This is a genomic window from Asticcacaulis sp. (assembly GCF_020217185.1).
Lineage (GTDB): Bacteria > Pseudomonadota > Alphaproteobacteria > Caulobacterales > Caulobacteraceae > Asticcacaulis.
This window is the reverse complement of sequence record NZ_JAIWNX010000227.1, coordinates 1-10,000: the sequence shown is the minus strand read 5'-3', so window position 1 is coordinate 10,000 and position 10,000 is coordinate 1. Positions and strand designations below refer to the sequence as shown.

Here is a 10,000-nt window from a genome sequence, read left to right as displayed (position 1 = left end):
ACCTATGTGACGGCGGATTTTCCGCGAAATCAAGCCCAAAAGTTATAGGGTGGAGCGGCATTGGTTATAACCAATATAACAGATAGCTAGCGGATAGCTTTTGCAAGCCTCCGCTTATCGACTTGACATTCGCGCCCGGATATGAGAACAAAAAAGGAACTTACGGAGGGTGCGATGAGCCGACTGTATGACGGAGCGTGGGTGCTGGTGGCCGGTCAGGCGGTGGCGCAGCCGGCTATTGAGTGTCTTAAGGGCGTGTTTCGCGTGGCAGACGGTCTTTATGGTGAGGATGGGCGCGCTGTGGACCGGGTTTTGGGGCGCCCGGCCATTCAGATGATCCTCGACCCTCAGACCGCGCGCGAAAACGGCCTGCTACCGGGGTAATTTTTAACCCCCTTCCGCTATAGACAGTCCCCTCCCCTGCCGTAATATGCCCGCCATGACACCTACACTGATCGCTGCCAACGACAACTGGCCCGCCGAAGCCGAACTGATCGCCGAAACGGTCGCCGCCTATGAAGCGTCCGGCAGCACGCGGGCGCAGGCTCTGGCCGATCTGCGCCATGCGGTGCAGGCCTTGCGCCGCAATGGTCTGCGCTCGGCCCGCGCCCTTAAGGGTATGGAGTAAGGATTATAGCGGAATGATGTCTATAATCAGTCCGCTCAAGCCGCCATTGAGGCGGAGGCCAAGGTGGCGAAGCCACCGCCCGGCGAGGGACTGAAAAAGCTAGATCACTATGTTTATCATAATGATCTAGCGGAACAGACCGCCCAGCAGCTTGCCGATACCGTCCTGCCCCAGGAGGTTCGGGGCGGCTTCGGCTATGGCCTGCGGCAATTGCCCACCCTGCGACAACTGATCGACCACACCGGGCAGGACGTCGCCCAGTTGCGCCGGATCAATGCCCAGTGACCCGGCCAGTTGATTGACCATGTCCGGCCCCAGCGCCGACTGCAACTGCTCCAGAGATACCGGCAGGTTGGCGCCGTTCGACACCCACGACTGCACCACCTCAGCCAGACCGCCCTGCTCCAATTGACCCAGCACGTCCCCGATCAGGCCCTGCCCGCCCAGTTGCTGCGCCAGACCGGCGAGGTCGAGATTGCCCAGATCGAGCTTGCTGCCGAGGGCGCCCAGAATATCGTTCAACATGATCCGCTCCGTATGTGTTCCCATTCTACCTTGCGCGGCGAATCGGGCGGAGTCGAGTCAGGAGATGCGGTCACCGATCCCCCGATAAGCGCTTTCCGAAAAGTGTGCCGCACTTTTCGGATAAAAAAAGCGCGTTAAACCAAAAATTTAGAGCGCGATTTCGATTCAATTTGAACGAAATGCGCTCTAATCCCGCAAACCTTTGCCTCACGCAGATGTTTTCAGCCGCGGGCGCGCAGCGGGATATCCGTGATCACGTCCGACAGCGCCTTCAGGCACGCTACGCCCAGGGCCTGAGAGCGGGCCGATGACCAGCCCTCAATCGCGTCCGGCGCGTCGTCATGGTCCTTGAACGGCATTTCCAGCGTCATGGCGATGGCCCCGAAGCGTTCGGCCACGGCATTGGTCGAAACGGCCAGATTGGCCTGCCCCGGCGCATCGACCGCATAGCCATAGGTGGTCTGGAAATCGGGCGTGCGCGCCGACAGGGCGGCCAGATAGCGGCGATAGAGAGCGTCACGCTGCGGCGTCCATGACGGAATGCCCTCAAATCCGGCCATGAAGACGTGCGGGATGGCTTCGTCGCCGTGCACGTCGATGGCAAAATCAACGCCGGTGTCGTCCATGGCGTTGCGGATGGCCAGCACTTCCGGGCTCTTTTCGGCCGAGGGCTCGGCCCACTGACGGTTCAGATCGGTGCCGGCGGCATTGGTGCGCAGGTGCCCGCGCGCGCTGCCGTCCGGGTTACAGTTGAGCACGATGTAAAAGGTCGCCGCCGCCCGCAGAGCTACGGCCTCCGGCGCGTCGCTGCACAGCCAGGGAATGGCCCCCTCCATCCACCATTCGGCCATGGTCTCGCCCGGATGCTGACGCGCATAGAGCCACACGACGCGCGGCCCCTCCCCTACGCTGAACAGGTCAAGATCGCGGCCGTCGAGCGTTTGGCCCAAAACCCGGTGACTGATGCCGGCCAAGGCCTTCACCCGCTCGACCAGTGCCCGGTGACGGTCACTGTCATAGGGCGCAAAATAGGCCACCCACAGGGTTTCAGAGGTGGGCCGGTGACGGATGCTCAGCACGCCGTCGGCATATGCGGTGTCGGCTTGCCTCCAATGGGCCCCGTCGCTGCTGATACGGGCTTTGTAGCCCTCCCAGCCGCCCGTATAGGCCGATCCCCCGGCATTGGTGAGGCGCAGTTCCAGATCGACGCCTGAGGCCCCGTCTACGCGGAAATAGAACCATTGGTAATAGTGCGACTGATGATCCGGACGGATGGCAAGATCGAAACGCCCGCCGCCGTGCGCCTGCACCACCTCGATATTGCCACCATCGAAATCGGAATGGATGCTGACCGCCATGTCGCGTCTCCGCAAGGGGTTGAATGTAGTGATCGTTTCCATAACGACCGAATCGGAGGCCGTCACGTCATTTCGGGCCCGTGTTTTAAGGGGAGCATGGGCTATCGGGGGATCAGTGACGGCCTCTTTTCGCCGCAATCCCTTGGACTCCAAGCGACTCCGTGTCTTGTGGGGTCGTTTTTCAGCATCAAAACCGTGGCTTTACGTCTGAAATCAGAGTCTGGCGCGTATATCTCGGCTGTATTGAAGGCGGTCACTGCAAACTCACCCACTGAGGTCAAGGAACAGGACGCGGTGAACCGTAAATCCCGGTGACTGTGCTGTTCGGTGACTCTGCCGGTCGGGTGTTAACTGTCTTTCCCCGTAGATGTCCGCCTGAGCGACCCTTCAAAGGTCGCACAAGGCGGACCGCGCACGGACCTTAATACCGCTCCCCTCTCGCTGTTAAGAGAGTCTGTTAGTGAATCTAGTTAAATAGGTTAAGCGAAAAAACAGCCGGAATTCCCCTTTAAAATCAACAAGGGTACCTTTTGTTAATCTTTGATACCCCGTCACTTTGTCACTGATCCCCCGCGCGACGGGTCTTCGTTCCCCCGTGCAGGCGGTCACTCTTCCCCCGATAAGTGAGCTAGGAAAAACAGAATATTTTCCACAGCTTGCCCGCGGCTTTTTAACCCTGTTTCCGCGGCAAATCCGGTCACCATTCCCCCGAACACCGGCTTTTGAGGGCAAAACCGCTGAAAAACGCCCGCCGGTCACCGTTCCCCCGACTCACCTTGAGCGAATCGGTCACTCTTCCCCCGTCAATTCGGTCACCCATCCCCCGATAGGATGGTCACTGTTCCCCCGACGAATCGGCCTCAAAAAGTCACCGATCCCCCGACACCGTTTTCTAGAACCGTTTGTGCATAAGGCCGTCGATTTCCAGCGCCCTCTGGTCTTCGGCGGTTTGCCGTTCCAGCGTTTTCAGCGCATCACGCACCCTCACCCGCTCTTCCATGTCGCGCTTGATGAAATGCACGGCGGGCGAGCCGTCATTGGTCTTGGTCAGCGTCATCTCGTATTCCGGCAGGGCGTTCTTGGCCACGATGCGCTTCAAGAGGTAGGTAAACTGTTTCAGCGGGCTGTCTGAGCCCGTTTTTTCGTGCAAAATCGCGATACGACAGGTCCAGCCGCCCTCCTGATCGCCCGCGTGCTTGCGCGCCACGCGGTAAAGCGCGCGCTCCATGCCGCCGGTGAGCAGGAAATAGTCCTGATGCATGGTCAGGAGCGAGCGTTCGGTGACGATCCCCTGATAAACCCAGTCGGACAGGGTAATCGAAATGCCGCGCGGCGCCTCGGTTTCCGGGTCCACCTCCAGCTGAAAGGCGTCGATCCAGCCGAATTGCGCCTTGTCCTTGCGCTTGGGCGCGCGCAGTGAGGTCTGGATGGTCGTCGATTCCAGCCTTTGCAGCGCCGCGTTCAGTTCCTGATAGGATTTGCCGCCCGTATCGCGCTTGATGGCGCGCAGCAAATCATAAGACGTCGTCTTAAGAGTCCGAGGCAAGTCATTGACTCCCTGCTCTTTCAGACGATTGAGCACCGAGGCTGCCCAGATCATGATATCGGCGTCCCAGATGGTGGCGATACCGAATTCGGCATTGCCTGAGACCTTCACCCAGGTGTCGCCATCGGGGCTGGTATATTCGATCGGTTTCAGGCGCTTGCGCTTGGCGAGGCTGAAAAACGGCCGTTCCATCAGCTCGCGCTGGTCCTTCAGCGACATGTCGCTGACGAGCGGGATAAACAGGTCGAACTGCGATTCGGCGGCGCGGCGGGCCATGATCAGATCCTGCCCTCGGCTTTCAGTTTGTCTTCCAGCGCCTCGACGGCCTGTTCGAACACCTGCCCCAGCACCAGACCCTGCGCGTCGGCCACGGCATAGAAGCGGCGCAGCGCCTCGTCCGTGACCTTCAGATTGAGCTGACGGTTACGCCCGGTGCGGTAGCGGCGTTGCAGAACCGGCTCAGGCGCCGCCGGCACGGCCACGGCCTCACGGCTGGGGAAGCCCCTCGCCTCGGCCACGGCGCGCAGAGACTCCTTGTCCGGCTTGGGTTTTGGCCGGGCGTCAAACGCCGACAGGTCAAGATCGTCGTCAAAGATCGAAGCGCGTTCGGACATGGATTAAGCGACCTCCTGAGCCGGAACCGCGTCCGGATTTTTCAGCAATTCAATGGCTTCGGCAACAAAAGCACGGGCATTGGCCACGGCCTTGTCGATATTGGCGACCTGCGACGGGTCCAGCGTTTCCAGCGCCCCGCCGAACGAGAACATGGCCTTGAAGGCTTCGCGCTCGTGCAACTGTGTGTCGAACAGGCGGATGCCGTGGGCGCGCAACTGCTCGTGAATGGCCGACAGGGTCCGCGGCTTGATGATCGGATTGGTGCGCGTCAGCAGCACCGCGTGCGGAATCGGGCGGCGCGACTGACGCTCGGTATTTTTGATCAGGCTCAGCGCCTTGGCCGCCTGCTTGGCATCAAGCTGCGAGCCCTGGGTTGGGACGACCACCAGATCGGACGCCCCGATGGCATAGGCCACCGTCAGCGACGCCGTGCCTTCGCAATCGACGACCACAAACGGTGCTTCGGCCGCGGCCTCTTCGATCTTGTCGAGGATGTTTTCCTGATTGGCGTCCGACACGATGCGGATATTAGCCGGGCATCCGTTCAACTGTGACCAGGCGAGGATCGGGCGGTTGGGGTCGGCGTCTATAATAATGACCTGCGTCTTGCGTGCCAGTTGCGTGGCCATCAGCGTCGCCGCGGTGGTCTTGCCCACGCCGCCCTTGGGCGAAATGAAGGAGATGACCGGCATGTCAGGTTCCTCGTGCTGGCTTTAGGGCGCGAGTGGCGAGCTATCGGATAGCCACCGGCTAGCGCGCGCCTTTTGCGCAAAGGTTAATGAAGTGTTAATTCTGTTGGTGCGCCGATTCTGACGCAGGGTCCAGACGGAAGCCCGCCGACAGATAACGGAAAGCTGTGCGAAAGTCGCCCGATAGACACCGGCTATCTCGCGGAAAGCCCTTAGCTAGACGACGGGTTTCTGTCCGTTAGCTTTCGGTTAGCCATAACCTAGCTTGTAAATAGCTAATGGGAAGTTAACAGCTAACCGAAATCCAGCCGATAGCCTGTGTGTAGCTTTCGCATGGCTATCGGGTATATAACAGATAGTTGGTAGCTATCTGCCCCCCCCCGGTAGTGATGACACCTCACAGTGGCTGAATCAGGCGTTATCTCAATAAGTTATTGAATAAACGTAAGATAGCCTTTGGCTATCCTTTGGGTATCTGATAAGAAGCCTCCGGCGGGCAGGGGCACAGCCCCTGCACCCGGAACGAGGAGGGGCGTTTGGACAAAGAGATCAATAGTGCCCTGTGGCGCTTTATCCGTCGCGACACCTCCGTCTCGGCTTTTGAGGCTTGGGTCTATGTCCATGAGGCCTCACTCAGCACAGCTTTAGGGCCAGAGTTTCATTTCCGGTTGCTGGAAATGAACTATGCCGACCGCAATCAGGTCGAAGACATGCGCGAACAGCTTGAGGCACACCTGCGTCCGGCCCTCACGCACGTCCCGACATTGCCATCGCGGAAATGCCGACTTGCTGGGCATAGATGAGAGTCACGTCAAAGATATTCTGAAATATCAAGCGGTTAGCTGAGGGCTATCCGATAGCTACATAATGGACGCGCCAACCGCCAAGGGCCTCCGGCGGGCAGGGGCAAAGCCCCTGCACCCGGTTAGGACGCGAAGTCTCTATCATACCTTCCCAGCATGCTGGGGGAAGGGGACCGTCAAGCGAAGCGCAGATGGTGGTGGGGGCTTCCCTCGCTTCTACGACATGACATTCTGACAAGCCGGCAAGGCCCCATGTCACTGAAGATTAGCCACCAAAAAACACGAAACGAAGTTCGGCGCAGCCGAAAGAGCCGCTGAAACGCCCGGCCCGCAGGGCCCTGACCTTCGTGCGGCAAGCCCTGATGAATGGCGCTGCGCGCCTTTGCCTGACGCAGACACGGATAATCTGTGAAATCTGTGTAATCTGTGGTTTCTATAAATCTCGCGTGGCAAAACACTGCGCTTGATAGGTCACGCGCAGACCTGCGCCACAGGCGCTCGTTTGTGCTTTTTGTGTTTTTAGTGGCTAAAAGCCTGCCCGAAAACCCACACGCCGCCCGCGGAAATCGCACCCACATCCGGGGTCCGGGGTCAACTGACCCCGGATGCTTACTCTTGCCCTAACCCCATAACCCAAACCCAACTTACCCCAGCAGGCTGGCGGCGATATTGATGCACAGGGCGAGGATGGTGGTGTTGTAGAAGAAGGCGAAGACGGCGTGGCCGAGATTGAGGCGGCGCATGGCTTTGGAGGCGACGGAAACGTCGGCGGTCTGGGCGGCGGTGCCGATGATGAAGGCGAAATAGGCGAAGTCGAGATAGTCCGGTTCGCAGTCTGAATCCGGGAATTTGAGGGGCGGGGGCTCGGCGCGGCGGATGGCGATGTAGTAGGCGTGCGCGTAGTGCAGGGCGAAGGTGGCGTGCACGAAGACCCAGGTGGTGACGATGGTGGCGCCAACCAGCGCGAGGTCGAGGCCTTTGCTGAGGCCGGTTTCGTCGTGGGCGGCGATCAGTTCGCTGGCGATGGCGACGACGCAGACGGCGATGGCGGCCCCGGTCAAGCCCAATATAGTCCATTTGCCGACGTCCTGCGTTTCGGCGCGCCGGCGCATGTCGGCGGTATTGGCGGTCATCATCAGCCGGGCAAGGGCGATGAGGTAGAAGACGGCGGCGCTGTTCCACGCGACCAGCACGCTTTGCGACAGGCGCAGGTCGGTGAGGGTGCCCAGAAGCGTCCCCAGACCAAGGGCCAGAGCAAGGGCACGGCTCAGCCACGGGCGGGTACGCAGGGTGCGGACAAAGGAAAGGGCGGTCATAGACAATGCTATGACCGCCCTTTGGAAAATGTCCAGCCGGGGAGGGGGCTTAAACCGTTTTCGTTACCTTGTTGAGGTGCGGTGGGCTGTCCGGATTGAGGCCGCGCGCCAGCGACAGGCGGTTGGCGAGGCGGTAGAAGCCTTGCAGGCGCAGGATAGGCTCAAGGATGGGCTCGGCGGCCAGGGCGGGCAGGGTATAGGCCCCCGGCGTGGTGTCGGCCAGCCACACGGCAGCCCCGCGCCCGGCAAATTCCGCCGCCACGTCGCGCACCCCGTCGCCGGCCATGTCGGAGGTGGCGAAGGCCAGCACAGGGAAGCCCTGATTGACGATGGCCATCGGGCCGTGGCGCACCTCGGCGGCCGAGAAGGCCTCGGCGTGCAGGGCGCAGGTTTCCTTGAGCTTGAGCGCCGCTTCCTGCGCCACGCCGAAGCCGTAGCCGCGACCGATAACAAAGAGGTTGGTAGCGGCGGTCAGGGCGGGGAGGGCGGCGGACCAGTCGAGGTCGAAGGCCTGACGCATCTGGGCGGGGAGGGCGGCCACGGCGGCTTTCAGCGTCGCGTCGTCGGCCCATTCGGCGGTCAGGGCGGCAAAGCCAGCCAGAGCGGCGAGGCAGGATTTGGTGGCGGCGACCGACAGCTCCGGCCCGGCGCACAGCGGCAGGACTTCGTCGGCGAGCGTCGCCAGCGGCGCGGTTTCGTCATTGACCAGCGCCACAACGAAGGCGCCGGCGGCCTTATAGGCTTCGACGGCGGTCAGGAGGTCGGGCGAGCGGCCCGATTGCGACACGGCGATGCACAGGGTTTCGGCGGCGACGACCGGGGCGGCATAGACCGAGGCTACCGACAGGGCGGCGGAGCTGACCGGCACGCCGGTCAGGGTCTCGATGACATACTTGCCATAGGTGCAGGCGTGGTCGGACGAACCGCGCGCACAGGTGACGACGGCCTTCGGCGGCTGGGCCTTCAGGCGCGCGGCGATGCGGCTCAGCGTCTCGGCATTGCGTTTCAGGAAGCGCTCAACGGCGTCGCCGCCTTCGGCCGCCTCACGGAACATCAGGGTCGTGGTTTCATCCAGCGGCGTGGCGACGGAGGCGAGGGACATGCAGACGGTTCCTTTGTGACGAGGGTGTTTCTGATACCAATACTTAGCATTGGTATTACTACTGATGCGCTTTTGTGGCAAGGCCAATCGCAAAATCGTCAGTTTTGTAGCGATTTAGAGGGTTTTCCGGCAGGAGGCACGCAAAAACCCGCACAAAAGGATATAACCAATATTGCCATTGGGCTTTATCTGTGCCACGCTCACGTCCGTAACCGGGTTTTCCCTCATTTCCTCCCGGCCCTACTGGAGTGGTCTGCCCTTGCGCTGACCACTCTTTTTTTGACTCTGTGTTTCACTCTTTTCGCGAGTCTGTCTGTGCCCTGACAGGCGAAAACGTGACTGCAAAGACACATAACGCGCCTTACAGAGGCGATTCCGCCGCCGGTCAGTGCTGGTTTCCGGGGTTACACAAATCCGTCACACAAGTTTGGGCGTTCTGTCACACAGCCTCCCTATAAGGCCGAATGATGGCATGGGTGCGTTCAGAACGGGGTCTACCCGACGCGCCGCTGCGCTGGTCTGGAGAGATGACATGAACACTTCCACGAAATTCCGCCTGGGTCTGCTGGGCTTTACCGCTGCTGTGGCTCTGGCGGGCTGCTTTGGGGCTGACAACGTCGCTTCGCCGGGCGAAGGCGTCTTGGTCGGCGGCGGCACCTCGTCGTCCTCGTCTTCGAGCAGTTCTTCGTCTTCGGGTGCGGCAGACTCCTGCCCGACCGGCTTGGCCAATGTCGGCGTGGTCGCTGGTCTGCGCAACTGTCAGCTGCCGTCCAAGATCACCGGCAACCTGGTTCTGAAGAACCTGCCGGGCGTTGTGTACTCCATCTCGGGCCGCGTGGCCGTTGGCGATGACCTCGGTGCCGATCCGACCGCCCCGCTGGCGGGCAGCTCGGGCATCCTGACCGTTGAGCCGGGCGTGCGCGTTTTCGGTTCGGGCGGCCTCGACTACCTCATCATTCAGCGTGGTTCGCAAATCTTCGCCGAAGGCACCGCTACCAACCCCGTCATTTTCACGTCGCGCGCCTCGATCGAAGGCACCACCACGCTGGAGTCCGACGGCCAATGGGGCGGTCTGGTGATCGCGGGTCGCGCGCCGACCAATATCTGCCCGACGGGCGTGACGCCGCCGAACGTGGGCTGTAATGCGGGTCAGATCGAAGGCACGAACGCATTCTACGGCGGTAACTCTGTGGCCGACAATTCAGGCACGCTGAAATATGTCCGCGTCATGCACTCCGGCTTCGAAGTCCTGCCGGGCAACGAACTGAACGGCATCACCTTCGCCGGCGTCGGCAATGGCACCAAGGTGGAATATGTTCAGGTCCACAACTCGTCGGACGACGGCATGGAAATGTTCGGTGGTACGGTGAACCTCAAGCACATCGTGCTGACCGGCAACTCGGACGACAGCCTCGACA

Annotated in this window: 10 protein-coding genes and 1 pseudogene; 4 read left to right on the top strand and 7 right to left on the bottom strand. The window is 61.0% G+C overall.

Features of this window, described 5'->3' with window-relative positions; all coding sequences use genetic code 11:
- Window positions 1–174 precede the first annotated feature (174 nt).
- Both LDL37_RS11235 and LDL37_RS11230 read left to right on the top strand, forming a co-directional pair.
- The gene (locus LDL37_RS11235; RefSeq protein WP_290798160.1) at window positions 175–384 is read left to right on the top strand and encodes a hypothetical protein; all 210 of its coding nucleotides are present in this window, start codon (window positions 175–177) and stop codon (window positions 382–384) included.
- 55 nt (window positions 385–439) lie between these two features.
- Window positions 440–628 (top strand): hypothetical protein, encoded by a 189-nt coding sequence (locus LDL37_RS11230; RefSeq protein ID WP_126423199.1) that lies wholly within the window; start codon window positions 440–442, stop codon window positions 626–628.
- A 126-nt stretch (window positions 629–754) separates the two neighbouring features.
- Here LDL37_RS11230 and LDL37_RS11225 read toward each other — a convergent pair whose 3' ends face one another.
- The 5 genes from LDL37_RS11225 to LDL37_RS11205 all read right to left on the bottom strand — a co-directional run bounded on the left by LDL37_RS11225 (window position 755) and on the right by LDL37_RS11205 (window position 5,364).
- Window positions 755–1,153, bottom strand: coding sequence for a YidB family protein (locus tag LDL37_RS11225; protein WP_290798157.1), 399 nt, complete (start codon window positions 1,151–1,153; stop codon window positions 755–757).
- A gap of 221 nt (window positions 1,154–1,374) precedes the next feature.
- Window positions 1,375–2,511, bottom strand: a complete 1,137-nt coding sequence (locus tag LDL37_RS11220) for a M14-type cytosolic carboxypeptidase (protein ID WP_290798154.1) — start codon at window positions 2,509–2,511, stop codon at window positions 1,375–1,377.
- 892 nt (window positions 2,512–3,403) lie between these two features.
- Window positions 3,404–4,333 (bottom strand): replication initiator protein A, encoded by a 930-nt coding sequence (locus LDL37_RS11215; protein WP_126423195.1) that lies wholly within the window; start codon window positions 4,331–4,333, stop codon window positions 3,404–3,406.
- A gap of 2 nt (window positions 4,334–4,335) precedes the next feature.
- On the bottom strand, window positions 4,336–4,671 hold the full coding sequence (locus LDL37_RS11210) for a stability/partitioning determinant (RefSeq protein ID WP_272742416.1): 336 nt from the start codon (window positions 4,669–4,671) through the stop codon (window positions 4,336–4,338).
- A 3-nt stretch (window positions 4,672–4,674) separates the two neighbouring features.
- Window positions 4,675–5,364, bottom strand: a complete 690-nt coding sequence (locus tag LDL37_RS11205) for a ParA family protein (protein WP_126423191.1) — start codon at window positions 5,362–5,364, stop codon at window positions 4,675–4,677.
- Window positions 5,365–5,897: 533 nt separating this feature from the next.
- Here LDL37_RS11205 and LDL37_RS11200 point away from each other — a divergent pair.
- Complete coding sequence (locus LDL37_RS11200; protein ID WP_290798145.1) at window positions 5,898–6,164, top strand: hypothetical protein; 267 nt, start codon at window positions 5,898–5,900, stop codon at window positions 6,162–6,164.
- Window positions 6,165–6,808: 644 nt separating this feature from the next.
- Here the strand turns inward: LDL37_RS11200 and LDL37_RS11195 are convergent.
- Window positions 6,809–7,480 carry a DUF1345 domain-containing protein gene (locus LDL37_RS11195; protein ID WP_290798142.1) on the bottom strand — a complete coding sequence of 224 codons (672 nt, stop codon included), beginning with the start codon at window positions 7,478–7,480 and terminating at the stop codon, window positions 6,809–6,811.
- 49 nt (window positions 7,481–7,529) lie between these two features.
- The gene (locus LDL37_RS11190; protein ID WP_290798139.1) at window positions 7,530–8,582 is read right to left on the bottom strand and encodes an SIS domain-containing protein; all 1,053 of its coding nucleotides are present in this window, start codon (window positions 8,580–8,582) and stop codon (window positions 7,530–7,532) included.
- A 532-nt stretch (window positions 8,583–9,114) separates the two neighbouring features.
- Here LDL37_RS11190 and LDL37_RS11185 point away from each other — a divergent pair.
- Window positions 9,115–10,000 (top strand): annotated as a pseudogene (locus LDL37_RS11185) (hypothetical protein); the annotation flags it as partial.